The sequence below is a fragment of the Bordetella ansorpii genome (genome assembly GCF_900078705.1).
Classification (GTDB): domain Bacteria; phylum Pseudomonadota; class Gammaproteobacteria; order Burkholderiales; family Burkholderiaceae_B; genus Bordetella; species Bordetella ansorpii_A.
In genome coordinates this window covers 227084-254040 of the sequence record NZ_FKIF01000006.1, presented here as the reverse complement: position 1 = coordinate 254040, position 26957 = coordinate 227084, and the positions used below count along the sequence as shown (strand labels likewise).

Below are 26957 nucleotides of genomic sequence, written 5' to 3'. Positions count from 1 at the left end.
TCCGATCGGCGTTGCATGCGCCCCCCGTTGGCCGGCCAGGCCTCGCGCGTGCGGTTTTCTCGTCAGCGCACCAATGCCTTCAGCGCCAGGCGGATGCCGTCCGACACGCTGACGCCTTCCGGCAGCTGCTTCATCGCCAGCACCGATTCCTTGTCCGAGTAACCCAGCGCCATCAGCGCGTTCAGGATGTCGGATTGGCTGTCCGGCACGGCGTGCGGCGTGGCGCCGATGTCCGCGCCCAGCTTGCCCTTCAGTTCCAGCAGCAGCCGCTCGGCGGTCTTCTTGCCGATGCCGGGCACGCGCGTCAGCCGGCCGGATTCCTGCAGCGTGACCGCCTGGGCCAGTTCGGCCACCGACAGCCCCGACAGCAGCGCCAGCGCCATGCGGGCGCCCACGCCGGTGATCTTGATCAACTGGCGGAAGGCGGCGCGTTCGGAGGGCGAGGCGAAGCCGAACAGCAGGTGCGCATCCTCGCGCACGATCACGTGGGTGTGCAGCGTGACGCGCGCGCCGTTCTCCGGCAGGGCGTACAGCGTGCTCATGGGCACGTCGACTTCGTAGCCGACGCCATTGACGTCCACCAGGACGGTGGGCGGGGTCTTTTCGAGCAGGGTTCCGGTCAGGCGGCCGATCATGGATTCGCAGGCAAAAGGGGCCGCGCGGAACGGCGGCCGATGGCGGATTCTATCGCCCCGGCGCGGGATGCTTACGCCATGCTGTCATGTAACAGTCACGAGGCGCTCATACGATGTCGGCGCACGCACTTCCTCATCGGGCCCGGGCGCCTTCCACGCCAGGCCGTACTCCACTCGACACACATGACCGGCACGCAAACGTCAGCCAGTGCATGGATGCTGACGGGATGCCTCTCGCTGCTGGCCTTGTCGCCTTGTTGGCAGCCGGCGCAGGCGCAGGGTCCCGAGCAGATTCCATTCCGCATCGATGCCGGTACGCTGGGCCCCGCCCTGCATGCCTATGGCCGGGCGACCGGCATCGCGGTGATGCTGGACGACCGCTACAGCGATCAGCCGGTCCGGGAAGTGGCTGGTTCGTACACGGCCAGCGTCGCGATGCAGCGGCTGCTGTCGGGCACGGGCCTGCTGGCGCGCTTCATCGGCGGCGACGCCGTGATCGTCTACGCCCCTCAAGGAACGTCCGAACCGTCTGCCGCGCGGTCGTCGGCGCAGGCGTCGTATGGCGATTACGTGGCGCGCCTGCAGACCGAGGTGACGCAGGTTTTGTGCCGCCAGCAACAGACCCGCCCGGGCCGCTATCGGTTGGCCCTGCAGATGCGGCTGGATGGCATGGGCCAGGTGGCCGGCTTGCGCTTGCTGGATTCGACCGGCGAAGCGGCCCGGGACCAGGCCGTGGATGCCGCCCTGCGGGCCTTGCGCTTTGCCCCGCCGCCGCCGGCCATGCCGCAACCCGTGCTGCTGCTGCTGGTGCCGGACGGTCCTGGCGCCGTGACGCGCTGCCCCTCTCTATTGCGCACGGAGCACTGACGCATGCCGGATACCCCACGCGGCGGATTGCGCGATCGCCTGGTCCAGCGATATGGCGAACTGCGCAAGCGGCTGGAATTCATGTCCAACGGAACGCCGCCGGTAAGCGTTGGTAAGGTTTGCGGCGCAATGGTTGCCCCATGCCTGCTTGAAACCCGACTGTCATCGCCTCTGCCTGCCTTATCCCGCACTCGACATTCGATGAGGACGAGGTTCATGGCCGACACGACTTACGAACAGACCGCTCCCGCAGGGGCTGCGCCGCATCCGCTGGACAAGCGCGGCAACGACAAACTGTTCACTTCGGTATTCATGCTGGTGGTGGTGCTGGGCCTGACGTACGTGGGTTATGCGCTGTCCCGGGACCTGGAGAACGCCTCGCAGGCCGTGCCCTGGATCCTGCTGGGCCTGGCCCTGCTGATCGCGCTGGGCTTCGAGTTCGTCAACGGCTTCCATGACACGGCCAACGCCGTGGCCACCGTCATCTATACGCGCTCCATGCCCGCGCAGGTCGCCGTGCTGTGGTCGGGCTTCTTCAACTTCCTGGGCGTGCTGACGTCCGGCGGCGCGGTGGCCTTCGGCATCATCTCGCTCTTGCCCGTCGAGCTTATCCTGCAGGTCGGATCGGGCGCGGGCATGGCGATGGTGTTCGCGCTGCTCTTGGCCGCCATCGTGTGGAATCTGGGCACCTGGTATTTCGGCCTGCCGTCGTCCAGCTCGCACACGCTGGTGGGCTCGATCATCGGCGTGGGCCTGGCCAACCAGTTGGACATGACTCCGACCTTCGGGAGGCAGTTCAGGATGTCGGTGTTCCGTTGCAGAGGGACATTTATCGCTCTACGTAGATGCCGATCTGGCGGCACGTGGCGATGACGCCTAGAGTGCGGGTTTCCTGTTCCGCGGGTAAGCCGCTTCATGGACCACGACAGCCCGCGCGATCACGAGGACTACGATTCTGCCTGGAAGGAAGCGCTGGAGTGCTTTCTCCCCGAAGCCATCGCGATGTTCTCGCCTTCGTTGCATGCGCGGATCGACTGGCATCAGCCGCCGACGTTCCTGGACAAAGAGTTCCAGGATCTTGTTCCGGGCATAGGCCGCAGCCGTCGCCATGTGGATAAACTGGTTCGGTTGGCCTTGAAGTGCAGTCGCTATCCGCGGCTGCTGCTGCATGTCGAGGTCGAAAGCCGGCGTCCTTCCTGCGCGGCATTGCGACGGACAACCTTGCGCGTGCGGCAGTACGATTACCGCATCCATGATCGCTATGTGCTGCAGCCCGCACTCGCCCAGGACGATGCGCAAGTGTTCGTCACGGTCTGCTCATTGGTGATTTTTACGCGCGGTGCGGGACCTGATCGTCTGACGGCCGAACATCAGTCTATTCAGAACGCGCGGCCATTGCGATATCGATCCCTCTTTCTGGAAAGCTGGCTGGCGCGGTGGCCGGAACTGCGAACCCTGGCGCGCAGCAATCCTTTCGGCGTGATCGTGATGGCGCAGCTGCTGGCCCAGCAACATCGTCGTCCCCAGAGAATGCCGGCAAAGCTCGGACTGGTCCGCTTTCTGCTCGAACTGCGCTATCCCAGCGCGCAATCCAGTACCTTGCTCAGACTGATCGACTGGATGCTGGCGTTGCCTGCCGAGCAGGAGAACGCCTACGTCCGCGCAGTCGAAGACATCAAGAAGGAGTCCTCAATGGCTTACGTCACCAGCTTTGAACGGGTCTATACCAAACGCGGTATCGAGATCGGTCTCAAACAAGGCGAAGAGATCGGCCTCAAGGAAGGCGAAAGGCGCGCCTTGTCGACGGCGTTGCACGATCAGCTCGAGCAGAAGTTCGGCTCGATTCCCGATTGGGCATCGCAACAGATCGAACAAGCGCAGACCCCTCAACTGCGCAACTGGCTGCGCCGTATTTTTGCAGCCGAATCGCCGCAGGCCTTGTTCAACGGCTAACATCCGCTGCGTGCGCGAACCTTCACCCCACCAACCGCCCATTCCGCACCCCAGGCCGCGTGCCCCGCGCTCCAACGCGCTCCAGCACACTTCCCAATCGCTGTTGCAGCGGCCCCACATGCGCATGGCAGATTGCGCAGGCCAGGGCATCGGCCGAGTCCGGCGCGGGCGTGCCGTCCAGCGACAACAGCCGCTGCACCATCATCTGCACCTGTTCCTTGGCCGCACGCCCCGTGCCGACCACCGCCTTCTTGATCTGCAAGGCGGTGTACTCGTGCACGTCCAGGCCGCTGTCGGCCAGCGCGCACAGCGCCGCGCCGCGGGCCTGGCCCAGCAGCAGGGTGGATGCCGGATTGGCGTTCAGGAAGACAATCTCCAGCGCGGCCACGTCGGGCTGCGTGTCGCGGGCCACCTGGCGCAGGTTGTCCAGGATGACTTTCAGCCGCTCGGGCAGCGGCAGGGCCGGCGGAACCACGATGGTGCCGCTGGCCACATAACGCAGACGCATGCCCTCGGCGTCGATCACACCGAAACCGGTGCGGCGCAGGCCGGGATCGATACCGAGGACGCGCATCCGGTCAGTGACGGAAGTGCCGGGTGCCGGTCAGCACCATGGCGATGCCGTGCTCGTCGGCCGCGGCGATCACTTCGTCGTCGCGCACGCTGCCGCCGGGCTGGATCACGCAGGTGGCGCCCGCGGCCACCACCACGTCCAGGCCGTCGCGGAACGGGAAGAAGGCATCCGACGCCACCGCCGAGCCGCGCAGCGTCAGGCCGGCATTCTCGGCCTTGATCGAGGCGATGCGGGCCGAGTCGATGCGGCTCATCTGGCCGGCACCCACGCCCAGCGTCATGCCGCCCGCGCAGAACACGATGGCGTTCGACTTCACGTACTTGGCGACCTTCCAGGCAAACGCCAGATCGTCCATCTCGGCGTCGGTCGGCGCGCGCTTGCTGACGACCTTCAGCGCGTCGCGCGGCACGGCGTAGGCGTCCGGGGTCTGCACCAGCCAGCCGCCGCCCACGCGCTTGACGTCCAGCGCGTTCTGGCCGGGGCCCATCGGCACCTGCAGCACGCGCACGTTCTTCTTGCCAGCCAGGATGGCCAGCGCGGCGCCATCATAGGCGGGCGCCAGCAGCACTTCCATGAACTGGCCGCTGACCGCTTCGGCCGTGGCCGCGTCCACCGGGCGATTGAAGGCGATGATGCCGCCGAAGGCCGACGTGGGATCGGTCTTGAAGGCCTTCTGGTAGGCCGCCAGTGGATCGTCAGCCACGGCCACGCCGCACGGATTGGCGTGCTTGACGATGACGCAGGCCGGCGTGTCGAAGCCGCGCACGCACTCCCAGGCGGCATCGGCGTCGGCGATGTTGTTATAGGACAGTTCCTTGCCCTGCAACTGCCTGTAGTTGCCCAAGAGGCCGGCCGGACGCTGTGCGTCGACGTAGAAGGCGGCGCTTTGATGGGGGTTCTCGCCGTAGCGCAGCGCCTGTTCCTGGCGCACCTGCAGCGTCAGCACGCGCGGCCATTCCTGGCGGGCGGGCTCGGCATCCTGCGCGGGGGCCGGTTCGGTCAGGCTGCTCAGGTAGGCGGCGATGGCGCCGTCGTACGCGGCGGTGTGCGCGTAGACCTTGCCGGCCAGTTCCAGGCGCAGCGCGTAAGAGGTCTTGCCCGACTGGTCGATCTCGGTCAGCACGCGGCTGTAGTCCACCGGGTCGATGACGACGGTGACACCGCCTTCCTCGGTGCCGTGGTTCTTGGCCGCGGCGCGCAGCATGGCCGGGCCGCCGATGTCGATGTTCTCGACGGCGTCGGCGAACGTGCAGCCCGCCTTCGCGATGGTCTCGCGGAAGGGGTAGAGGTTCACCACCAGCATGTCGATGCGGTCGATGCCGTGCTTGCCCAGCGTCTCGAGGTGTTCGGCGCTGTCGCGGCGCGCCAGCAGGCCACCGTGGATCTTGGGGTGCAGCGTCTTGACGCGGCCGTCCAGGATCTCGGGCTGGCCGGTGTGCTCGGCCACTTCGGTCACGGGCAGGCCGGACTCGGCCAGCAGGCGGGCGGTGCCGCCGGTGGACAGCAGGCGCACGCCGCGCGTGTGCAGCGCGCGTGCGAATTCGACGATGCCGGTCTTGTCGGAGACCGAAAGCAGGGCGGTTTCGATTTTCATGGGCGGAAGGATCGGATCAGAGCTGGATATTGTGCGCAAGCAGCTTCTTGCGCAGGGTATTGCGGGTGATGCCAAGCATCTCCGAGGCACGCGACTGATTGCCGCCGGCGCGCTCCAGGGCCACTTCCAGGACGGGGCGTTCGACGCAGCGCATCACCATGTCCCACATGTCGTGCGGCTCGGAATCGCCCAGGTCCTCGAAATAGCGCTCCAGGCTGGCACGGACGCATTCTTGGAGAACATCTTGCTTGCTCATATACAGATCGATTGTTTGTTGTATGTATGAATGGAGGTTGCGGGCGGTCGGCTCAGGCCGCCAGCGGAATCGGTGCTGCGCCCGCGGGTCGGGCGGCGGCCTCTGCACGCACCAGGTCCTCGAACCATGACGACACCGCGCGCGCCTGGTCGGCGGTGTTGTCGATCTGGTTCATGCGGCCCCGGAATTCCTCGGCCTCGGGCAGGCCTTCGAGGTACCAGCCTATGTGCTTGCGCGCGGTGCGAACGCCCGTGTGCTCGCCATAGAAGCGGTAGTGATCGTCGAGGTGTTCCAGCAAAAGGTCGCGCATTTCGGCCGTCGTGGGGGGCGGCAGCTTTGCGCCGGTTCGAAGGTAATGGTCGATCTCGCGGAAGATCCAGGGACGTCCCTGCGCCGCGCGGCCAACCATCACCGCATCGGCGCCAGTGTAATCCAGGACGGCCCGGGCCTTCTCGGGCGAGTCGATATCTCCGTTGGCGACCACGGGAATCCGCAGGGCGGCCTTGACTTCACGGATGGTGTCGTATTCGGCTTCGCCGGTGTACAGGTCGGCGCGCGTGCGGCCATGCAGCGTCAGGGCGGCGATGCCGGCTTCCTGCGCCAGGAGGGCCACGCGCACGGCGTTGCGGCTGGCGCGGTCCCAGCCGGTGCGGGTTTTCAGGGTGACGGGGATGCCCAGGGGCGCGCAGGCGCCCACCACGGCATCCAGGATGCGGGCGATCAGGTCTTCGTGGCGCAGCAGCGCCGAGCCGCTGGCCAGGTTGCAGACCTTCTTGACCGGGCACCCCATGTTGATGTCGATGATGCGCGCGCCGCGCGAGACGTTGAACGCGGCGGCCTCGGCCATCATGGCGGGATCGGCGCCGGCGATCTGCACCGAGACGGGATCGATCTCGCCGTCGTGGTTCAGGCGCCGCGAGGTCTTGACGCTGTCCCACAGGCGCGGGTTGCTGGCCGCCATCTCGGAGACGGCATAGCCCGCGCCCAGCCGTTTGCACAGTTGGCGATAGGGACGGTCGGTCACGCCCGCCATGGGGGCGACCAATACGTTGTTGTGCAGAGTCCAGGGGCCGATACGCATCGCGGGATTTTAGCCCCGCTTGTTTTGGCCCTTATTTAGGACATCGGTCAAATGCCGGGTTACCAGTTGATTCCGTGGCGGGGGTGGGACACGGCAGGCCATGTGACCGGTCAAATCAGGCGCGCAAGCCTTGCAACAGGTGCCGCGCCAGCGGCGCGCGCAGCGGCGGCGTCACATCCAGCGCCAGCAGCGCCAGGCCGCAGGCGTGTTCCACCGGGGCCAGGCCGGTGGCGAACAGGCGCGGCATCAGGTCGGTCAGGCCGGCCGTGACCCAGCGGTCCGCGCGGCGCGTCCGGGCGAAGTCCGCCAGCAAGGCAGCGGGATCGCCCTGGGGGGAGGCCAGCCAGCCCCCCAGCGCCTGCGCCAGTTGCGCGGCATCGCGCAGACCCAGGTTCAAGCCCTGGCCGGCCACGGGGTGCAGCGTCTGCGCGGCGTTGCCGATGATGGCCACCCGGCCCTGCGCCTGCGACTGGCGGGCTTTGAGTTCGAGGGGGAAGACATGGCGCGGCGCCTGGCTGTGCAGGCGCCCCAGCCGGGTGCCGAAGGCCTGGGCGAGTTCGGCGGAGAACGCCGCGTCGTCCCGTTGCGCCAGTTCGGCGGCGCGGCCGGGGGTACAGCACCACACCACGGAATACGTGTCGGCCGCCTGCGGGTGCGGCAGCATGGCCAGCGGGCCTTCGCGGGTGAAGCGCTCGTAGGCCCAGCCGTTGCGCGGCAGGGTGGCGCGCGCGCTGGTCAGCACGGCATGCTGTCCGTAGTCGCGCCGCACGTCCTGGCCGCCCGCGCCATCGCACAGCACGGCCACGGAACTGGTAAGGACGTTCTGGCCCTGCTCGATGCGCGCGCCGCCGCCATCCTGCGACAGCACCCGCGCCGGCGGGCCATTGAGCACGGTGACGCCGCTGGCCGCCACGCGTTCCTGCAGGCGGGCGTGCAGTCCGGCGTAGCCCACCGTGCTGCCCAGCTCGGGCACGCCGAAATCGCGGTGGTCGATCAGGGTGCGGCCCAGCCGGCCGCATTGGGACACGTGGATGTGGCGGATGTCGGCCGCGCGCGCGGGCCAGGCCCGCAACGCATCCAGCAGCACGCGGCTGCCGTGGTTCAGCGCCAGCACGCGCGGATCGGCGGCCGGGTCGCGAGGCGACTGGGCGGCGTCGCCTTGCAGCAGCGCGATGCGAGCGGGTTCTGGCGCCAGGCGCGCCAGCAGCAGCGCCAGCACCTGCCCGACGGGGCCGGCGCCGAGCACCGCGATATCGTAGGCGGGAGCATTCATGCGGGCGATTTTACTGCCCGATGGCTACAATCCCCAGGTCGGACACGGGCGAGCATGCGGCGGCAGCGCCGCCACGGGCCAGGACAGTCCGATGCGTGCGGGCCCGCGCCCGCCACGACGATCCTCAAGTGGAGCCAGTGACGATGACCCCTACGCCGTCCATGCCGACGTTCTCCGTGGCTGCGCCGCGCCGCGCGCGCGGCAAGGTTGCCTTGGGCCTGCTGGCCTGCGGCCTGGGTTGGCTGGGCGTGCACTGGTGGTACCTGGGGCGCCGGCACGCCTGGCTGGTGACGCTGCTCTGCTGCCTGTGTCTGGCCGGCGCGCAGTTCTTCACCCCCTGGTACGACAATCCCGTCTTCTTCGTGCTGTTCATTCCCGCCGTCGCGGGCTTCATCGAGGGCGTGGTCTACAGCCTGATGCCCGACGAGAAGTTCGACCGCCTGTGCAATCCCGGCCTGGGCCGGGTCACGCACACCGGCTGGGGCCCCGTGCTGGTGGCGATCTTCGGCTGCATGGCGGGCGCCATCGTGGCGATGTTCGCCATCGCGATGGTGGTGGTCTACACCTGGACCGCGATGGGCTGGCTGGACGGCTACGTGTTGTAGTGGGCGGGCTGCCGCAAGCGGCGGCCGATGGGGGGGACGTGCCGGCCCTGGAGCCTGCGCCCGCCAGGCCCGCGATCGCCTTCATTCCCGCATCAGCGCCTCGATCTCGCGCGCATCCACCGGCACGCCGCGCGTGAGCAGTTCGCATCCTGTGTCGGTGACCAGGGCGTCGTCCTCGGTGCGGATGCCGATGTCCCAGAAGCGCGCCGGCACGTCATCGGCGGGCCGCACGTAGAGACCCGGCTCGATCGTCAGCACCATGCCCGGCTGCAGCATGCGCCAGGGCCGCTCCTCGCCGATCGGGCCGGGTTCGCGGTAATCGCCGGCATCGTGCACGTCAAGCCCCAGCCAATGGCCCGTGCGATGCATGTAGAAGCGCGAGTACGCGCCCGATTCCAGCACGCCGTCCAGCGATCCTTCCAGCAGTTTCTCGTCGATCAGTCCCTGGGCCAGCACGCGCAGCGCCGCCAGGTGGCCGTCGTTGAACGACCTGCCGGGCCGCGTGACCTGCGCCGCCGCTTCCTGCGCGGCCACCGTCAGGTCGTACAGGGCGCGTTGCGGGCCGCTGTAGCGGCCGTTCACGGGAAACGTGCGGGTGATGTCGGCGGCGTAGCTGTCGAACTCGCAGCCCGCGTCGATCAGCACCAGGTCGCCATCCTTCATCACCGCGTCGCCGGCGGGATAGTGCAGCACGCAGGCGTTGGCGCCGGCGGCCACGATGCTGCCGTAGGCGGGCGCCTGGGCGCCATGGCGGCGGAATTCATATAACAGCTCGGCTTCCAGCTCGTACTCGTGCATGCCTGGGCGGGCCGCGCGCATGGCCCGTGCGTGGGCGCCCGCGGAGATGCGCGCCGCGCGGCGCATGGCGGCGATCTCGTCGGGATCCTTGATCAGCCGCATCTCGGCCAGCGCAACGCCCAGGTCGCGCCATTGCTCGGGCGCGCGGCGGCCTGCGCGTGCCCGGCCCCGGGCAGCCGCCAGCCAGCCTCGCATTTGCTTGCCGCGCGTGTCGTCCAGCCCCATCGGCGCATACAGCGCGGGCTGGTCCAGCAGCAGGTCGGGCAGCACCTGGTCCAGCGTCTCGATGCTGTGCGCGTCGTCGAAGCCGAAACGTTCGGCCGCCGCCTCGGGGCCCCAGCGCAGGCCTTCCCAGATTTCTTGCTCGGGATGGCGGGGCCGGCAGAACAGCAGAGAACGGTCATCCGCGCCCGCGATCAGGACCAGCCAGGCCTCGGGCTCGATGAAGCCGCTCAGATAATAGAAGTCGCTGTCATGACGATAGGGATGCTCGGCGTCGCGGTTGCGCATGGCGGCCGGTGCCGTGGGCAGCACGGCGATGCCACCGCCCTGTGCGCGCATCCGCGCCAGCAGGCGGGCGCGGCGCTGCTGGAACGGTGTGATGTCGTTGGGCGGAAGGGACATGGCGGCGTCGGCGTCGAGGTGGAGATTCGGCGACTTTACCGCGAAGCATGACGCGGCTGGTGTGGCAAATGCGTCGCGCCGTCCCGGCGAACGGGCGAACGGGCGAACGGGCGAACGGGCGAACGGGCGAACGGGCGAACGGGCGAACGGGCGAACGGGAACACGGGAACACGGGAAAGCAGGCCCGGCCGCCATCCTCCATTGCCCACGAGGCCAGGCACCGCAGCCGCCTGACCCCGTCCATGCAATTCCGGCCACGTCCCAGGCCCGAACGGCCTTAATCGAGCGATGCGATCCCATAGCATGGCGTGGCGGGTGCCTTGCCCGGTATTGGAGCGTGATGCCATGCATCGTCCCGCAGGACGCGATGTCCAGGCCCGGCTGGAAGGCGGGTTGACCGGAGGGCGCGGATGAACAGCGCCGACTGGTTCCGCCTGCTCGCGCTCAGCGCGGTCTGGGGCGCCTCGTTCGTCTTCATGCGGGTGCTCGCTCCGGTGCTCGGCCCCGTGGCAACGGCCGACCTGCGCGTGGCCATCGGCGCCGTCGCGCTGTCGCTGTATTTCCTGTTCATCGGCTTCCGGCCAGCCTGGCGCAGGCACTGGCGGCACTACGGCGTGATCGGCGTGTTCAACATCGGGTTGCCGTTCCTGCTGTTCGCCTATGCCGCGCAGTACCTGCCGGCGGCCTATTCGGCTGTCATCAATGCCACCACGCCGCTGTTCGGCACGGTGTTCGCCGCGTGGTGGCTGGGGCAGCCGTTCACGCGCGGCAAGGTCGTCGGACTGGGGCTGGGCCTGGCGGGGGTGGCGGTCATCACGGGCGCCGGTCCGCCGGCCATGGCGGATGCAAAGTTCCTGTGCGGTGTCCTGGCATGCCTGCTGGCGGCGGCGTCCTATGCCGGCGCAGGCGTCTACATCAGGCGTTTCGCCAGCCATGTGGATCCCCTGGGCTCGGCGGGATGCGGCCAGTTGCTGGCCGCGGCCGTGCTGGCGCCGCTGTGGGTCCTGGCGCCGCCCGCCGGCACCCTCGGTGGCGCCGCCGCCTTGAACCTGCTCGGCCTGGGACTGCTCTGCAGCGCCCTGGGATTCCTGCTGTACTTCCGGCTGTTGCGCGACGTCGGCCCTGCCCGGGCGATGATGGTGGCATTCCTGACGCCGTTGTTCGGAATCGCCTGGGGTATTCTTTTCCTGGGCGAAGCCCTGACGCCCGCCATCCTGGCGGGCGGCGGCATGATCGTGCTGTCCGTGGCGCTGATCCTGAAGCATTCCACACCCGCCCGCCGGCCGCCGGGCCGTGCACACGCCCCCGCCGGATTCAATCGAGAGGCCAGGAAATAGCCTTGGAACTGCGCCACCTGCGTTGTTTTCTCGTCGTCGCGGAAACACTCCATTTCTCGCGGGCGGCCGAGCGGCTGCACATCGATCAGTCGGCGCTTTCCCGCACCATCAAAGAGCTGGAGCGCGAGCTGGACGTGGGGCTGTTCGCCAGGAGCACGCGCAGCATCCAATTGACGTCCGCCGGCAAGGTGTTCCTGGCGCACGTGCCGCGGGTCTTCGCCGCCCTGGAGCAAAGCCAGGATGCCGTCAGATCCTGGAAGCAGGGTTATCGCGGCCTGTTGCGCGTGGCCCAGGCGGACTTCGGCACGTCGACGCGGTTCCCGAGGCTGCTCAACCGATGCCACGAGGCGTTCCCAGGCATCGAGATCCGCCTGTTCGAGGTGTCCGAAGCCCAGCTTCTGGCGGGGCTGCGCGAAGGGCTCTACGATGCCGGGTTCTCTCACATGCCAGGCTCGGATGGCGCATTGACGACGGAGCCCGTGCTCAGCGAGCCGCTGGTCGCCGCGTTGCCGCTCGACCATCCCCTGCTCGAATATGCGGCTGTCCCGCTGGACAGGTTGAAGAGCTATCCCCTGGTGCTGGGCGATCCCGATTGGTGCGCCGGGTTTTCCGCCCAGGTCGAGCAGGTGCTGATGCGCACGCCGCATCGGCCGTTCGTCGCGGGCCGCGTGGCGACCGCGGAGTTCATGCTGGCCCAGGTCAGCGCGGGAAAGTGCGTGGCGATCATGGCCGCCTCGCACCTCCAGGGCAACAGGAAGTATGCCGTGGCGGCCCGTCCGCTGGAGGCCGCCGCGCCCGTGTTGCACACCTACATCGTCCGGCGCAGTGCCGTTCCCGGCCCGGAACTGGCCTATTTCATCGAGCACGCCAGGCGGATCGCCTCGGAAACACCGTCCGTGCGCTGAACCCGCTGAGCCCGCTGAGCCCGCTGAACCCGTGCCGCAGCGCCGCACATCATGCAAAGGGCCTCGACAGCGGGGGGGTGGGTGCTGCTAAAATCCGCGCACCCCATCGGGGAGTAGCCATTTCGCAGCCTTTGCGAAAGCCCGCGTCAACAAACTTGGTGGTCTTGCACCCCATGGCGCCGGCAGCTGCCGGGCACCGCTTTCATACCGGTTCCCGGCCAGCCAGGCGAGACCTTTGGCCACGTCGCGTTCACCCCAGCCGGGCGAGCCGCGCGTTGCGCCATTGTGTTCGCTCGTCCGGCTGCGCGTCATGTTGCTCAATTTGTCTCTCTTCCTGCTGTCCGCGGCCATCATCTATCTGGCCTGTGAATACTTCGTCAACGGCGTCGAGTGGGTCGGCCACCGCATGGCATTGGGCGCCACGGCCACCGGCACCGTCCTGGCCGCCTTCGGCACCGCCTTGCCCGAAAGCGCCGTGACCTTCATGGCCGTGGTCTTCGGCAACACCCCCGAGCAGAAAGACATCGGCGTCGGCGCCGCCATGGGTGGCCCGCTGGTGCTGGCCACCGTGGCCTATGCCGTGGTGGGCCTGGCGCTGTGGCGCAATCGCCGCGCCGCGCACGTCGGCGTATCCATTCCCATCAAGGCCGACCAGGGCCGGCTGGCCCGCGACCAGAGTTGGTTCATGGGCATCTTCGTTCTCAAGGTGGCGCTGGGCCTGCTGGCCTTTGCCTGGAAGCCGTGGCTGGGCATCCTGTTCCTGGCGGTGTATGCGCTGTATGTGAAGCGCGAGCTGTCGCACGATGACGGCGGCATCGAAGAGGACGGCCTGGAGCCGCTGAAGCTGCGCCCCCGCGATACGGACCCGTCGATGTTCTGGGCCTGTACGCAGACCGTGCTGGCGCTGGTGGTCATCGCCGCCGCGTCGCGCGTGTTCGTGCAGCAGATCGAGACGCTGGGCGTGGCCATGGGCATCTCCGCGCACTTGGCCGCGTTGCTGTTGGCGCCGGTGGCGACCGAGCTGCCCGAGATCCTGAACGCGCTGATCTGGGTGCGGCAGGGCAAGGAGCGGCTGGCGCTGGCCAACATCTCGGGCGCGATGATGATCCAGGCGACTATTCCCAGCGCCATGGCCATTTTCATGACGCCGTGGCTGCTGGATGCGCCGCTGCGGGCCGCCGGGCTGTTCACGCTGGCGTCCATCGCGCTGCTGTGGATGCGCCTGCGTCGCGGCGCCATGACGGTGACGGCGCTGGCGTCGGTCGGTGGGCTGTACGTGCTGTTCGCGGGCTATCTGATCTGGCATTTCTACGGCTGAGAACCCTTGCCCGGGAATTGTGGCGATCAAGCTACGAGTCTTGTTTATCAGGGCAAACCCGGGTAAGATCTCGAAGTTATCATTCCCAAGGGGTTCTTTCCGTGAATACCGATTCCGGCGACAGTAGTAGTCGATCTTGCATCGACGTCGCTGCCTGACAGGTCACACGCAGAATCCCTCTGCCGCGTCCTGCCAGCGCAGGATGCGGACATCTCCCGGTTAGCCAGCTTTTCGCCGCTACCGGACATTCCCCCCGCTACACATACCGCCAGAACCGTTGCGTTGCCGCAGCGCGGTGCGTCTGTTTGCGTCTTTTCCAGCCGCAACCGGTACGCCATGCGCCTGCGCGCGTTCGTTCGCGGCAAAGATGCTCCGTCCTTGCAGCATAGGAGGTCAGCATGCGTTTCTTTGACTTGTTCCTGCGCCGTGCCGGCGTCGAGCGTACCGAGGCAGGCGGCCGCCGCCGTGGTACGTCACGCCTGACGGTGGTTTGCCCCCGCGATGCGCTCGACTCGCTGCGCAAGCAGATCTGCCTGGATTTCTCGGCCGCTGGCCTCAGCGTGTCGCAGTTCCAGGTCGATGCCGCCACGGCGCAAGCCGGCATGGCGCAAGCCTGCATCACCGTCGACTGTCCGCCCGAACTGCGCGCCGAATTGATGTCCCAGGCCAAGCGCCTGAGCGCCAACCCGGCCGTTCGCCACGTGCACTTCGGCACGAGCGCGGCAGCATCCGCCACCCTGGCGGCCGCTGCGTAACCCGCGCGGTCAGACCTTTCACATCCACCAGGGAGGCCGCCATGCCAGGCGCCATAGATTCCGAGCCTCGATTGCGCCGGCCGTGCGCGGCCCGACGCCTGCCCTGATCCGCTTTTCCACATTCCCCGCGGATCGGGACCAGCGCGTCCCGCCGTACGGAATGTGCAGCGCCCGCCGCTGACGGTGCGCCGGATTTCCCGGCCACCCCAACCCCGCCGCCACACGCTCCAATACGCCCGGCGCATCGCCGTTCACAGAACGCCGGTCGCGTCGTGACCTTGCACGCCCATACTGCACGCCAACAAGTGGCAGGCGGTAGCGGCCTGTGCGGACCCGCTCGCCCGGACTGACTCCACCACCAAGAAATTGGAGTGCTCCGATGCTGCACTTGCTCAAGTCCCTGTTCTCGTCGGCGGCCCGGGTCCGCCATATCGGCCGCCATTTCCGGCGCACGCCCATCCTGGAGCCCATCGGCCCCGGTTCCGATCCTGCCGCCACCGCCTGCGCGGTGCGCCGCGCGGGCCGCCGGCTGCAGGATGTCGCCTTCGAACCCCTGGATGCGCTGTACGCCCGCCTCGATTCCACGCCCCAGGGCCTGCCCGTCGAACGCGCGGCCCTGCTGCGTGACGAGTTCGGCCCGAACGAAGTCGATCAGGAACGTCCGCTGGCCTGGTACACCCATCTCTGGCTGGCCTACCGCAATCCCTTCAACCTGCTGCTGACGCTGCTGGCGGCCGTGTCCTGGGTCACCGACGTGAAGCTGGCCGAACCGGCCGACCGGGACTGGTCGTCGGTCATCGTGATCACCGGCATGGTGATCGTGGCCACCTTGCTGCGCTTCGTACAGGAGCGCCGTTCGCATGCCGCCGCCGAGTCGCTGCGCGCCATGGTGCAGAACACGGCCACCGTGCTGCGTCCCGGTTCGGGCCGCAAGGTCGAGGTGCCGCTGCGCGAGCTGGTGCCCGGCGACGTCGTGGCCCTGTCGGCCGGCGACATGGTGCCGGCCGATTGCCGCGTGGTGGCGGCCAAGGATCTGTTCGTGGCGCAGGCCGCGCTGACGGGTGAAGCGTTGCCCGTGGAAAAGTTCGTGCAGGCGACGCCCGGCCTGGGCAATCCCCTGGAGCTGGAAAACATCGTCTTCATGGGCACCAACGTGGTCAGCGGCGCCGGCCTGGCGCTGGTGACGGGCACCGGCGCGCGCAGCTGCTTCGGCCAGCTGGCCGGCAGCGTGTCGGCCGTCTCGCGCGCGCCGACCCGGTTCCAGCAAGGCATCAACCGCGTCAGCTGGGTGCTGATCCGTTTCATGCTGGTGATGGTGCCGGTGGTGTTCCTGATCAACGGCCTGACCAAGCACGACTGGCTGCAGGCGCTGCTGTTCGCGCTGGCGGTGGCCGTGGGCCTGACGCCCGAAATGCTGCCGATGATCGTCACCTCCACGCTGGCCAAGGGCGCGCTGGCGATGTCGCGTCGCAAGGTCGTGGTCAAGCGCCTGGACGCCATCCAGAACCTGGGCGCCATGACCGTGCTGTGCACCGACAAGACCGGCACGCTGACGCAGGACCGCATCGTGCTCGAACGCCACATCGACGTGGACGGCGCGGCCAGCGACGAGGTGCTGAGCTACGCATACCTGAACAGCCATTACCAGACCGGCCTGAAGAACCTGCTGGACGTGGCGGTGCTGGAGCACGCCGAGCTGGGCCGCAGCCTGAATCCAGCGGCGAACTACGTGAAAATCGACGAGATTCCGTTCGACTTCGCGCGCCGCCGCATGTCGGTGGTGGTCAGCGCGCGCGATGCGGCCGATGGCGGCCATGTGCTGATCTGCAAGGGCGCGGTGGAAGAGATGCTGGCCGCGTGCGGTTCGGTGCGCGGGCCGGGGGGCGACCAGCCGCTCGATGAGGCCCGCCGCGACCAGATCCGGCGCGAGACCGGCGACATGAATGCCGAGGGCCTGCGCGTGATCGCCGTGGCGGTGCGCGACCTGCCTGCGGACCACGGCCCGTATGCCCTCGGGGACGAGGCCGGCCTGACCCTGATCGGCTACATCGCCTTCCTGGACCCGCCGAAGGAATCCGCCGCGCCCGCGCTGCGCGCGCTGATGGACGCGGGCGTGGCCATCAAGGTGCTGACGGGCGACATGGACCGCGTGGCGCGCAAGGTGTGCCGCGAAGTCGGGCTGGAAGCGGGGCAGGCGTTCATTGGCGCCGACCTGGATGCGATGAATGACGCCGAGCTGGGCGTGGCGGTGCGGAAAGGCACGCTGTTCGCGCGCTTGACGCCCGCGCACAAAGAGCGCATCGTGCGCGCGTTGCGCCAGCAGGGCGCCACGGTGGGCTTCATGGGTGACGGCATCAACGACGCGCCCGCGCTGCGTGCCGCGGACGTGGGCATCTCGGTGGATTCGGCGGTGGACATTTCCAAGGAAGCCGCCGACATCATCTTGCTGGAAAAGAGCCTGATGGTGCTGCATGACGGCGTGCTGGAAGGCCGCCGCATCTTCTGCAACATGCTCAAGTACCTGAAGATGACGGCAAGCTCGAACTTCGGCAATGTCTTCTCGGTATTGATCGCCAGCGCGTTCCTGCCGTTCCTGCCCATGTTGCCGGCCCAGTTGCTGATCCAGAACCTGATGTACGACTTTTCGCAGATCGCCATCCCGTTCGACCGTGCCGACCCCGAGTCGCTGCGCAGCCCGCAGCAATGGGATCCGGCGGGGCTGGGCCGCTTCATGGTGTGTTTCGGTCCGCTGAGCTCGGTGTTCGACGTCGCCACCTTCGCGTTGATGTGGTATGTATTCCACGCCGACGTGCCGCAAGCCCAGTCGCTGTTCCAGTCGGGCTGGTTCGTCGAAGGGCTGCTGTCGCAGACGCTGGTGGTGCACCTGATCCGCACGCGGCGCATTCCGTTCCTGCAAAGCCGGGCCAGCCTGCCGCTGCTGGTATCGACGGTGCTGGTGATGGCGTTGGGCGTGGCCTTGCCGATGTCGCCGCTGGCCCCGGCATTCGACATGCGGGCGCTGCCACTGGGGTACTTCCCCTGGCTGGCGCTGATTCTCATGGGATACGTCTGCCTGGTGCAGGTGGTCAAGAGCGCTTGGGTGCGCCGTTATGGTTGGCAATGACGAAGTCTTTGATGCGCTACACCTGCCGGGCCGCGGTGCGCACCGCGCCGGTTCTCATGTGGGCCGGCGCGGCCTGTGCCGCCGATCCCGGCCTGGCCCTGTACGGCGTGGTCGATGCCGGCCTGTCCGCCACGCGTGTCAGTGGCGCCGGCTCGTCGGTCCGGCCGCTGTCCGGCGGCCTGTCCGACAGCCTGTGGGGCCTGCGCGGCAGCGAGGCGCTGGATGACGGCTGGAGCGCCGAGTTCGGTCTTGAAAGCGGCTTCGACGCCGCGACGGGCCACGCGGATGAAGACGGCCGCCTGTTCGACTACGGCGCCTGGACCGGCCTGTCCCATCCCGGCGTGGGGTCGCTGCGCCTTGGCCGCCAGCAGACCCTCTCGATGGAATATGCCAGCGCGCTGGAGGTGGGCTCCTGGCGCGACATGGGCATGGGGGCGCTGTTCAGGGCGGCGGACAACTACCGCCGGGATAATCTGGTCAACCTGCATACGGCCGTCGTGGAGGGCTGGCAGGCAGGAGTCGGCTACGCCTTCGATACGAGCCGGACGGACGGCGTGGCGCCGGATGCAGCCTCCGGTGGCCGCGGCCACGCGCTGAGCGCCGGGCTGAAGTACGAAACCGATACCTGGCTGGCGGTGCTGGGCTGGGATCGCCTGCATTACGCGGGCCAGGCGGCCGATGTGCTGGGCGATCGTACGCCCAGCGCCTGGCAGGCGGGCCTGTCGTACAAGATGGAAGGCCTGCGCCTGTCGATGGCCTGGTCGCGCCTGCGCAATGGCTACGCCAGCCAGAATGCGGGCGGGCTGGACGGCCTGGGGCCGGCGGCTTTCCTGCGCGGCGGCGGCATCGATACCTGGCTGCTGGGCGCCGAGATCGGCGTGGGCGCCTCGGGCGCGCTCCTGCTGCAGTGGTCCATGGCGGCGCCGGATTGGCGTTGGCAGGATGGCTCGCGCGCGAAAACCGCCCGCCTGGCTTCGCTGGGATACCGGTTCGACATGTCGCCACGCACCAGCCTGTACGCGTATGCCGCCCGCCTGTCCGGCGGCACGCTGGACGAGCCCGTCGTCCAGGGGGCGGGGCGCACCGCGCGCGTGGGAATGGGGATCACCCAGCGGTTCTGATGCCTGATCGCCGCGACCCGCGCTCCACTACAATCGCATGACATCCGCGCGATGCCTGCGCGCCTTCAGTGTCAACAGGCCCTAGGTCCCCCCTGATCATGGATCTGCTCGGCTGGCTCGTTCCCTGGGAATTCTCGCCCACCCTGATCGCCGCCTTCGCCGCGGCCATCGTGCTGTTCGTGCGCGGCCAGCGCGCGCATCGCGTCACCGTGGCGCGGCAGGTGTTCTTCTGGGCCGGCCTGGCGCTGCTGTACCTGTCCCTGCATACCCGGCTGGATTACTACGCCGAGCGCATGTTCTTCATCCATCGCGCCCAGCATCTGGTGCTGCATCACCTGGGCCCGCTGCTGGTGATGGCCGCCTTTCCGGGGTCCGCGATGCGGGCCGGCCTGCCCATGGCCTGGCGGCTGCGGCTGCGCGATTTCCTGCGCACCGGCGCCGGGCGCGCGCTGCAAGGGGTGCTGACGCACCGCATCCTCGTGCCGGCCCTGTTCGTCTTCCTGGTTCTGGTGTGGCTGATCCCGTCGGTGCAGTTCTACAGCATGCTCGATTGGCGCCTGTACCGGCTGATGAACTGGTCCGTGGTCATCAGCGGCTTCCTGTACTGGAACCTGATCCTGGACCGCCGGCCCAGTCCGCCCGCGGCCATGAGCCCGGGCGGGCGCGTGCTGTCGCCCGTGCTGACGATGGCGCCGCAGATGGTGGCGGGCGCCGTCATCGCCTTCACGGAGACCGATATCTATCCGCTGTTCGAACTGTGCGGACGCGCCGTGGCCATGTCGGCGCAGACCGACCAGATGATCGGTGGCCTGACGATGTGGATTCCGGCGGCATTGGTGGAGGTGGTCGGCCTGTTGGTGGCCCTGGGCACCTTGATGCGCCTGTCGGGCAAGGGCCGTCTGCGCCGCGCCGACCGGCAGGCGAGGGCGGGGCGCGCGCCGCAGGCGCGGCGCCCCGCCACTTGAGGACTTATTCCGGGATCAGGCCGTGATACTTGCGGCCGTAGGCCACGGTGGCCTGGAACATGCCTTCCTTGTTGCCGCAGTCGTAGCGCGTGCCTTCGTAGCGGTAGGCGTAGACGGGCCGGTCGCGCATCAGCGCGGCGATGCCGTCGGTCAGCTGGATCTCGTTGCCGGCGCCCGACTTGGTGTTGCGCAGGTAGTCGAAGATCTCGGCTTCGAGCACGTAGCGGCCGACCACGGCCAGGTTCGAGGGCGCGTCTTCAGGCTTGGGCTTCTCGACCATGTGGGTGACGCGCTCGGTGCGGGCGTCGATGGTCTGGCTGGCGACGATGCCATACTTGTTGGTGTCTTCGTGGGGCACTTCCTGCACGCCCAGCACGCTGGCGTTGCGCGCCACGGCCGTGTCGACCAGTTGGCCGATCACGGGCTGGTCGGCATCGATCAGGTCGTCGGCCAGCAGCACGGCAAAGGGTTCGTTGCCCACGGCTGGCGCGGCGGTCAGCACGGCGTGGCCCAGGCCCAGCGGGTAACGCTGGCGGATGTAGATGCAATTGACGTGCGCGGGCAGCACCTCGCGCACGATAGCCAGCAGCGCCTGCTTGTTCTTGCCTTCCAGGTCCGTTTCCAGTTCGGGATTGGAGTCGAAATGGTCCTCGATGGCGCGCTTGTTGCGGCCCGTCACGAAGATGAGGTCGGTGATGCCGGCGGCGACCGCTTCTTCAACCGCATATTGGATCAGCGGTTTATCCACGACCGGCAGCATTTCTTTCGGCATGGCCTTGGTGGCGGGCAGGAAGCGCGTACCCATCCCGGCGACGGGGAAAACGGCTTTGCGGATTCGTTGCATCGAGGTTCCAGAGTAGATAAGAATTATGTGTAGGCGAACTTGCAAAAGGTATGGCTATCATAGTGCCATGCAGAGTCGTAACATGACACATCCTTCGGTATTTCTGCGTCGCACCATGGCCATCGGGATTTGCGTAGCAATTCTCGTGCCTGCGGCGCCCGTCATCGCGCAGCCGGTCGGCCTGCCTTCCATGGGGGCGGCGTCGGCCGACGTGCTGTCGCCGGCCACCGAACGGCAGTTGGGCGAAGCCATCATGGCGCAGGGCCGGCGCGACCCGACCTACATCAACGACCCCGAGATCAGCCAGTACCTCACCACCATGGCGCGCAAGCTGGCCATGAACGCGCCCGGCGGCGTGCCCGACATCGAGGTCTTTCCGGTCCGCGATCCCGAGATCAACGCCTTCGCCATGCCAGGAGGATTCGTCGGGGTCAATTCCGGCCTGGTGGTGTCCTCCGACAGCGAATCCGAACTGGCGGCGGTGCTCGCGCACGAAATCGGGCACGTGGTGCAGCGCCACATCGCGCGCGGCATGACCCAGCAGAACCAGAACAGCACCGTGATGCTGGCCAGCCTGGCCGGCGCGCTGCTGGCCGCGTTGGCCGGCGGCGGCGGGAACCTGGCCATGGGCGTTGCCGCCTTCGGGCAGGCGGCCGCCATCAACCGCCAACTGGGTTTCTCGCGCGACGCCGAGCGCGAGGCCGACCGCACCGGCCTGCAGATGCTGTCCAAGGCGGGCTACGACCCCAGCGGCATGGCGCGCATGTTCGGGCGCCTGATGAATGCCTCCCGCCTGAACGAGGGCATGGGCGGCGGCTCGTGGGCCAGCACCCACCCGCTGTCCATCGACCGGATGTCGGACGTGCAGAACCGCATCCGCGAGCTGTCTACCGTGCGCCATGTGGACAGCGACGACTATTGGTATATCCGCGCCAAGCTGCGGGTGGTGCAGGGCCGCGACGCTCTCAGCCTGCGCACGGCGCAGCAGCAGTTGCAGGACGAGTCGCGCGCGCTGTCCGGCGTGCGCAAGTCGGCGGCGTTCTACGGCCTGGCGCTCTATCATCTGCAGCGCAACGAGACCAAGCAGGCCACCACGGCCTGGGAGATGGCCCAGGAGGGCGGCCATCAATCGCCGCAACTGGCCAAGCTGGGCATCGACATCGCCCTGGCGCGCAAGGACGACGGCGCGGCCATGCGGCAGGCCCAGGCGGCCATCAAGCGCTGGCCCGACCGGCGGGCGCTGGGCATCGCCTACGCCACCGTGCTGCAGGACGCGGGCCGCAACGACGAGGCCCAGGACTACCTGCGCGACCGCATCGAGCAATGGGGCGCCGACGAGCCGGGCCTGTACCAGATGCTGGCCCAGAGCGAGGACCGCAATGGCCGCACGGTGGCCGCGCGCCGCAACATGGCGCGCTTCTATCTGCAGACCGGCGCCTATGCCGCCGCCGAATCGCAGTTGCAGCAGGCACGCGGCATCTCGCAAGACTTCTACGAACAATCGCAGATCGACGTGCAGATCAAGGAAGTCAAGCAGAAGCTGGCCGACGAGCGCGAACTGCTGCAGCGCTTCAAGTCGTGACGGGAAGGATGTGAAACCCGCGCCCTCGGGCGCGGCTGGCGCGGTTTACAGCCCGGTCTCGAAGAACCGCCCCAGGCGCTGGGGCAGCCAGTTCAGGTGGCCGGGGAAGGCGCCGGTCGGAAAGCCCGCGTGTCCCCCCTGGGCCGGTTGGTGCAGCAGCACGCTGGGCGAACAGTCGGCCGGGCCGGGCAGGGCGCTTTCGGGCAGGAAGGGATCGTTGCGCGCGTTCAGCACCAGCGTGGGCACCTTCACGTGGGCCAGCCAGGGTTTGCTGGAGGCGCGCGTCCAGTAATCGAGCGCGTTGCGGAATCCGTGCATGGGCGCGGTGTAGGCGTCATCGAAATCGCGCAGGTCGCGCGCGTGGGCGATGCGCAGCACGTCGATGGCGCCCGGAAAGCGCTTGGCCTTCTCCAGCACCTTGCGCTTCATCGTCTTCAGGAAATAGCGCGAGTAGATCTGGCGCGCGATGAAGCCCTTGCACAGTTCACGGCCGCCGGCGGCCAGGTCCAGCGGCACGGATACGGCCGAGGCGGCGGCCAGCCACGGCAGGGCGTCGCCCTGTTCGCCGATGAACTTCAGCATGGCGTTGCCGCCCAGCGATACGCCCACGGCGTGCCAGCGGGCGTGCGGCACGCGGCTGCGCACCGTTTCCAGCATGAAGCCGACCTCGGCCGAGTCGCCGGAATAATAGGCGCGCGCCAGGCGGTTGGGCGAACCCGAGCAGCCGCGGAAGTGCGCGATGGCCACGATCCAGCCCCGCGCACGGAAATGGTGCGCGATGGATTGCGCATAGCGGCTGGCGCTGCCGCCTTCCAGCCCGTGGAACAGGATGAGGGCGGGCGTGTCGGCCACCTGTGGCAGCGAGGCCCAGTCGGCCGGCGCGATCCAGCGCGCGGCCGCGACCTTGCCGGCGGCCACGGGCGGCTGGCCGCTGATGGGGCTGCCGTCGGCCGCCTTGTGCGGAAACAGTCCCGGACCCGTCCAGTCGAAATCGACGAAGTCGCCGTCGGGGGTATCGACGCGGTCGCGCACGAACGCGATCCGGTGATACTGCGCGAGCAGGGCGGCATACACCGTCTGGCTATGCCGGCCGGGCAGCCACGGGGGAACCGGGCAGGGCGTGGTGTCGAGACGGGATGCAGCCAACGAGACCATCCGGGCCTAGTGCAGCCTGTCCGGGATGTCGTGCAGGTCGAGCACCCCGGCTTCGGGCGGCGCGGCGGAGGCATGGTGCATGACCATGCGCCAGCCGGCGGGCCCCTTGTGATAGATGTTGGTGGCGTAGCAGGTGGCGTATTGCGTGCCTTCCCGCGTGACGGCCGAGACCTGTTCGACCAGCACGTGCACCGCGCACATCATGCTCTGTATGACCAGCGGGCGCAGGGGGCGCAGGTGCAGCGGGCCGTTGGACAGGATCTGCTGCCACGACTCGTGGACGGCCATGTGGCCCACGATGCGCAAGCCGCCCGGATGGATGCAGACGATTTCCTCGTCGTCGGCCCAGACCTGCATCAAGCGGTCGAGGTCGCCTTGCTCCAGGGCGTCGTAGAAGGCGTGTTCCGCTTCGTCGGGTGTGGCGAACATGGCAAGCCGCGCAACTAGGGTTTAGTGGTGGCCGCGCAGGACCGTGCCGGGCTTCAGGCGGTATTCGGCGCCACAGTACGGGCAGCGGGCCGAGCCGGTGTGGGCCACGTCGAGGAACACGCGGGGATGCATGCTCCACAGCGGGGCCTTGGGGCCGGGACAGTGGATGGGCAGGTCTTCGGCACCGACTTCGATGACTTCCTGGGCGGGCACGGCAGCCGAGGCAGCAGCGGTCATTGAGGTATTCCTGAAAAAAGCCGGGATACGGCGGGCAATCGTCGCGCGTATTGTATCAAGCGCCGAAGGCTACAATATCGATCCATTTCTGCCGTCCAGGTTCCATGCCGTCCCGCCACATCCGCCAGGGGCTCGTCCTTGGCTTCTGACTCCGACAATTACGCAGCATCCGACGCCGAGGAGACACGGCGCGAACGCAAAGAGGCCTTCCTGGCTGGCGTGCATGCGGTGGCGCCCGCGCTGGTCGCCACGTCCACGTGGGGCCTGGTCACCGGCGTGGCCATGGTCAAGTCGGGGCTGACCGAGTCCATGGCCCTGGCCATGACCCTGCTGATGTACGCGGGCTCGGCCCAACTGACCTCGCTGCCGCTGATCGCCGCGGGCGCGCCGCTGTGGCTCATCTTCGCGGCCGGTTTCGTGGTCAACCTGCGCTTCATCATCTTCGGCGCGGCGCTGCAGCCGTATTTCCGCCATCTCAGTTGGCCGCGCCGCCTGGCCATGGGCTATTTCACCACCGACATGGGGTTCGTGCTGTTCATGTCCCGCTTCGGCGAGGCGTCGCAGCGCGGCACGCGCGAGCACGTCTGGTACTTCGCGGGCGCCATCACGCCCGGCTGGATCACCTGGCAGACGGCGTCCATCCTGGGCATCGTGCTGGCTTCGCAGGTGCCGATCTCGTGGTCGCTCGATTTCGCGGCGGTGCTGGCGCTGCTGGCCATCACCGTGCCGCTGGCCAGTTCCCGGCCGGTGCTGGTGTCCATGCTGGCCGCCGGCCTGACTGCCTGGGTGGGCCAGGCGCTGCCGCTGCGCCTGGGGCTGGCGGCCGCCGTGGTGGTCGGCATCATCGCCGGCATCGCCGCCGAGCGCTATCTGAAAAAGCCCGCATGATGAGGCCGGCATGAGTGCTTTCGAGATCTACGTCTATTCGGCCATCCTGCTGCTGACGGCGTGCAGCATCATCACGCGCGCCGGCTTCATGCTGTTCGGCGATTACCTGCCGCTGCCCGACGGCGTGCGCCGCGCGCTGCGCTACGCGCCGGCCGCGGCGCTCACCGCCATCCTGGTGCCCGACATGCTGCCCTGGCGCACCGGCATCGGCCCGGTCTTCGACTACAAGCTGGTGGCCGGCATCGTCGGCATCCTGGTCTTCCTGCGCACCCGCAACGCCGTGCTGGTCATCGTCTCGGGCATGTGCACCCTGTGGGCGCTGCGCTGGCTGGCCGGATAGTTCCCGCGCGGGGGGGGGGCGGCAGACCGGGTTCCGGGCGCGTGCGCCGGCCCGGTTTTCCCGTGTTCGGGCGGACGGGTTGGGATCGTGGGCGGCCGGCTGCTAAAATAAGTTATCCACAGCAATCCGGGACGCGTTGTATTTCCGTTTTGTTCTTTCACCGCCCCGGTATCTGCCACACTTGATGACGCAATCTACCTCTCCCGCAGCGCCCGCCGCAGACGCGCCTTCGCGCACCTTCGCCGATTTCGGTCTGCACCCGCTCCTGCTCCAGTCCATCGTCGAAACCGGCTACACCACCCCCACGCCCATCCAGGCGCAGGCCATTCCGGTGGTGGTCGCGGGGCGTGACGTCATGGGCGCCGCCCAGACCGGCACGGGCAAGACCGCCGCGTTCACGGTGCCGATCCTGCATCGCCTGATGCCGCTGGCCAATCCCAGCGCCTCGCCCGCGCGCCATCCGGTGCGCGCGCTGATCCTCACGCCCACGCGCGAACTGGCCGACCAGGTCTTCGAAAGCGTCAAGCGCTACAGCAAGCGCACCCCGCTGCGTTCGGCCGTGGTGTTCGGCGGCGTCGACATCCGCCCGCAGAAGGAAGAACTGCGCCAGGGCTGCGAGGTGCTGGTCGCCACGCCGGGCCGCCTGCTCGATCACGTCGAACAGAAGAACGTGAACCTCAGCCAGGTCGGCATCCTGGTGCTGGACGAAGCCGACCGCATGCTGGACATGGGCTTCCTGCCCGACCTGGACCGCATCATCAGGCTGCTGCCCCCGCAGCGCCAGGGCCTGCTGTTCTCGGCCACCTTCAGCAACGAGATCCGCAAGCTGGGCCGCACCTTTCTGAACCAGCCCGTCGAAATCGAGGTCGCGGCGCGCAACGCCACGGCCGACACGGTCACGCAGATCGCCTACAAGATGACGGGCGAAGCCAAGCGCGCCGCCGTCGTGCATCTGGTCAAGTCGCGCGGCCTGAAGCAGGTCATCGTGTTCTCGAACACCAAGATCGGCACCGCCCGCCTGGCGCGCCAGCTGGAACGCGACGGCGTCAAGGCCGAGTCGATCCACGGCGACAAGACCCAGGCTGACCGCATGAAGGCGCTGGAAGCCTTCAAGGCAGGCGAGCTGGAAGTGCTGGTAGCCACCGACGTGGCCGCGCGCGGCCTGGACGTGGCCGGCGTGCCTTGCGTCATCAACTACGACCTGCCGCACAATTCCGAAGACTACGTGCACCGCATCGGCCGTACCGGCCGGGCGGGCGCCAGTGGTGAGGCCATCGCGCTGTTCACCCCCGAGGAAGAGCGCTACCTGCAGGACATCGAGAAGCTGATCAAGCGCGAAGTGCCGCGCGGCAATCTCGAGTTGCCGTCCGAATTGCTGGCCCGCAGCCATGGCCGTGGCGGCGAAGAGCGCGACCGCGGTGATCGCGGCGACCGCCCCAGCCGTGGCGACCGCGATCGCGGCACCTCGGATCGTGCCGACCGCGGTGGCCGCTCGCGCCCCGAACGCCGTCCGGTGGACGATTTCTTCCTCAAGCCCTACGAGCCTTCCGCCTCTGCCGCGCCCACCGACACGGATGCCCGCAAGGAAGAAGACCGCCCGGCTGCGCCCAAGCGCCAGCTGGCCGTGTTGCTGGGCGGCAGCCGCAAGAACTGATCCGCGGGCCCAGCGGCGGTTCCAGAAACGAAAAAAGCCCTTC

The 26957-nt window shown here is 68.1% G+C and carries 25 protein-coding genes and 1 pseudogene; 15 read left to right on the top strand and 11 right to left on the bottom strand.

The window, feature by feature from the left end:
• Window positions 1–62: 62 nt before the first annotated feature.
• Window positions 63–635, bottom strand: coding sequence for a Holliday junction branch migration protein RuvA (gene ruvA, locus A6745_RS11565; RefSeq protein ID WP_066127040.1), 573 nt, complete (start codon window positions 633–635; stop codon window positions 63–65).
• 183 nt (window positions 636–818) lie between these two features.
• Here ruvA and A6745_RS11560 point away from each other — a divergent pair, with 183 nt between their 5' ends.
• The 3 genes and pseudogenes from A6745_RS11560 (at window position 819) to A6745_RS11550 (ending at window position 3455) form a co-directional block, all read left to right on the top strand.
• Window positions 819–1502, top strand: a complete 684-nt coding sequence (locus tag A6745_RS11560) for an STN domain-containing protein (protein WP_197488140.1) — start codon at window positions 819–821, stop codon at window positions 1500–1502.
• A gap of 216 nt (window positions 1503–1718) precedes the next feature.
• Window positions 1719–2270 (top strand): annotated as a pseudogene (locus A6745_RS11555) (inorganic phosphate transporter); the annotation flags it as partial.
• A 147-nt stretch (window positions 2271–2417) separates the two neighbouring features.
• Window positions 2418–3455: an RpnC/YadD family protein gene (locus A6745_RS11550; protein WP_066127031.1), complete on the top strand. Its 1038-nt coding sequence runs from the start codon at window positions 2418–2420 to the stop codon at window positions 3453–3455.
• Between the two features lie 22 nt (window positions 3456–3477).
• Here the strand turns inward: A6745_RS11550 and ruvC are convergent, their stop codons facing one another.
• The 5 genes from ruvC to A6745_RS11525 form a co-directional block, all read right to left on the bottom strand.
• On the bottom strand, window positions 3478–4029 hold the full coding sequence (gene ruvC, locus A6745_RS11545; protein ID WP_066127028.1) for a crossover junction endodeoxyribonuclease RuvC: 552 nt from the start codon (window positions 4027–4029) through the stop codon (window positions 3478–3480).
• Between the two features lie 4 nt (window positions 4030–4033).
• Window positions 4034–5623 (bottom strand): bifunctional phosphoribosylaminoimidazolecarboxamide formyltransferase/IMP cyclohydrolase, encoded by a 1590-nt coding sequence (gene purH / locus A6745_RS11540; protein WP_066127025.1) that lies wholly within the window; start codon window positions 5621–5623, stop codon window positions 4034–4036.
• Window positions 5624–5639: 16 nt separating this feature from the next.
• On the bottom strand, window positions 5640–5879 hold the full coding sequence (locus A6745_RS11535; protein WP_066127022.1) for a helix-turn-helix domain-containing protein: 240 nt from the start codon (window positions 5877–5879) through the stop codon (window positions 5640–5642).
• A 52-nt stretch (window positions 5880–5931) separates the two neighbouring features.
• Window positions 5932–6960, bottom strand: coding sequence for a tRNA dihydrouridine synthase DusB (dusB, locus tag A6745_RS11530; RefSeq protein ID WP_066127019.1), 1029 nt, complete (start codon window positions 6958–6960; stop codon window positions 5932–5934).
• Window positions 6961–7075: 115 nt separating this feature from the next.
• The gene (locus A6745_RS11525; protein ID WP_066127016.1) at window positions 7076–8233 is read right to left on the bottom strand and encodes a UbiH/UbiF/VisC/COQ6 family ubiquinone biosynthesis hydroxylase; all 1158 of its coding nucleotides are present in this window, start codon (window positions 8231–8233) and stop codon (window positions 7076–7078) included.
• Between the two features lie 143 nt (window positions 8234–8376).
• On the opposite strand from A6745_RS11525, the gene A6745_RS11520 reads away from it, so the two are divergent.
• Complete coding sequence (locus tag A6745_RS11520; protein ID WP_066127013.1) at window positions 8377–8838, top strand: TM2 domain-containing protein; 462 nt, start codon at window positions 8377–8379, stop codon at window positions 8836–8838.
• An 81-nt stretch (window positions 8839–8919) separates the two neighbouring features.
• Here the strand turns inward: A6745_RS11520 and A6745_RS11515 are convergent, their stop codons facing one another.
• Window positions 8920–10260, bottom strand: coding sequence for an aminopeptidase P N-terminal domain-containing protein (locus tag A6745_RS11515; RefSeq protein ID WP_066127010.1), 1341 nt, complete (start codon window positions 10258–10260; stop codon window positions 8920–8922).
• A gap of 410 nt (window positions 10261–10670) precedes the next feature.
• Here A6745_RS11515 and A6745_RS11510 point away from each other — a divergent pair, with 410 nt between their 5' ends.
• From A6745_RS11510 to A6745_RS11480, 7 genes are all read left to right on the top strand, one after another.
• The gene (locus A6745_RS11510) at window positions 10671–11597 is read left to right on the top strand and encodes a DMT family transporter (protein WP_066127007.1); all 927 of its coding nucleotides are present in this window, start codon (window positions 10671–10673) and stop codon (window positions 11595–11597) included.
• Window positions 11598–11599: 2 nt separating this feature from the next.
• The gene (locus A6745_RS11505; RefSeq protein WP_066127004.1) at window positions 11600–12502 is read left to right on the top strand and encodes a LysR family transcriptional regulator; all 903 of its coding nucleotides are present in this window, start codon (window positions 11600–11602) and stop codon (window positions 12500–12502) included.
• A gap of 310 nt (window positions 12503–12812) precedes the next feature.
• The gene (locus tag A6745_RS11500) at window positions 12813–13820 is read left to right on the top strand and encodes a sodium:calcium antiporter (RefSeq protein WP_066128734.1); all 1008 of its coding nucleotides are present in this window, start codon (window positions 12813–12815) and stop codon (window positions 13818–13820) included.
• 398 nt (window positions 13821–14218) lie between these two features.
• Window positions 14219–14575 (top strand): hypothetical protein, encoded by a 357-nt coding sequence (locus A6745_RS11495; protein ID WP_066127001.1) that lies wholly within the window; start codon window positions 14219–14221, stop codon window positions 14573–14575.
• A 379-nt stretch (window positions 14576–14954) separates the two neighbouring features.
• A complete protein-coding gene (mgtA, locus tag A6745_RS11490; RefSeq protein WP_066126996.1) occupies window positions 14955–17699 on the top strand; it encodes a magnesium-translocating P-type ATPase in 2745 nt (914 codons plus the stop codon).
• The gene (locus A6745_RS11485; protein ID WP_156513362.1) at window positions 17696–18820 is read left to right on the top strand and encodes a porin; all 1125 of its coding nucleotides are present in this window, start codon (window positions 17696–17698) and stop codon (window positions 18818–18820) included. The genes mgtA and A6745_RS11485 overlap by 4 nt, the downstream gene beginning before the upstream one ends.
• A 98-nt stretch (window positions 18821–18918) precedes the next feature.
• A complete protein-coding gene (locus A6745_RS11480; RefSeq protein WP_066126988.1) occupies window positions 18919–19785 on the top strand; it encodes a cytochrome c oxidase assembly protein in 867 nt (288 codons plus the stop codon).
• A gap of 4 nt (window positions 19786–19789) precedes the next feature.
• Here the strand turns inward: A6745_RS11480 and galU are convergent, their stop codons facing one another.
• Window positions 19790–20629, bottom strand: a complete 840-nt coding sequence (gene galU, locus A6745_RS11475; protein ID WP_066126985.1) for a UTP--glucose-1-phosphate uridylyltransferase GalU — start codon at window positions 20627–20629, stop codon at window positions 19790–19792.
• A 115-nt stretch (window positions 20630–20744) separates the two neighbouring features.
• Here galU and A6745_RS11470 point away from each other — a divergent pair, with 115 nt between their 5' ends.
• A complete protein-coding gene (locus A6745_RS11470; RefSeq protein WP_066126981.1) occupies window positions 20745–22211 on the top strand; it encodes a M48 family metalloprotease in 1467 nt (488 codons plus the stop codon).
• Between the two features lie 45 nt (window positions 22212–22256).
• On the opposite strand, the gene A6745_RS11465 is transcribed toward A6745_RS11470, so the two are convergent.
• From A6745_RS11465 to A6745_RS11455, 3 genes are read right to left on the bottom strand one after another with little or no spacing between them, the layout of a single operon-like run.
• A complete protein-coding gene (locus A6745_RS11465; protein ID WP_066128731.1) occupies window positions 22257–23357 on the bottom strand; it encodes a YheT family hydrolase in 1101 nt (366 codons plus the stop codon).
• Between the two features lie 15 nt (window positions 23358–23372).
• Complete coding sequence (locus tag A6745_RS11460) at window positions 23373–23795, bottom strand: YybH family protein (RefSeq protein WP_066126978.1); 423 nt, start codon at window positions 23793–23795, stop codon at window positions 23373–23375.
• Window positions 23796–23816: 21 nt separating this feature from the next.
• Window positions 23817–24032 carry a zinc-finger domain-containing protein gene (locus A6745_RS11455; protein ID WP_066126975.1) on the bottom strand — a complete coding sequence of 72 codons (216 nt, stop codon included), beginning with the start codon at window positions 24030–24032 and terminating at the stop codon, window positions 23817–23819.
• A gap of 138 nt (window positions 24033–24170) precedes the next feature.
• On the opposite strand from A6745_RS11455, the gene A6745_RS11450 reads away from it, so the two are divergent.
• The 3 genes from A6745_RS11450 (at window position 24171) to A6745_RS11440 (ending at window position 26914) form a co-directional block, all read left to right on the top strand.
• Window positions 24171–24920 carry an AzlC family ABC transporter permease gene (locus tag A6745_RS11450; RefSeq protein ID WP_066126973.1) on the top strand — a complete coding sequence of 250 codons (750 nt, stop codon included), beginning with the start codon at window positions 24171–24173 and terminating at the stop codon, window positions 24918–24920.
• 10 nt (window positions 24921–24930) lie between these two features.
• Window positions 24931–25260, top strand: coding sequence for an AzlD domain-containing protein (locus tag A6745_RS11445; protein WP_066126970.1), 330 nt, complete (start codon window positions 24931–24933; stop codon window positions 25258–25260).
• A gap of 184 nt (window positions 25261–25444) precedes the next feature.
• Window positions 25445–26914: a DEAD/DEAH box helicase gene (locus A6745_RS11440; RefSeq protein WP_066126966.1), complete on the top strand. Its 1470-nt coding sequence runs from the start codon at window positions 25445–25447 to the stop codon at window positions 26912–26914.
• The last annotated feature ends 43 nt before the right edge of the window (window positions 26915–26957 follow it).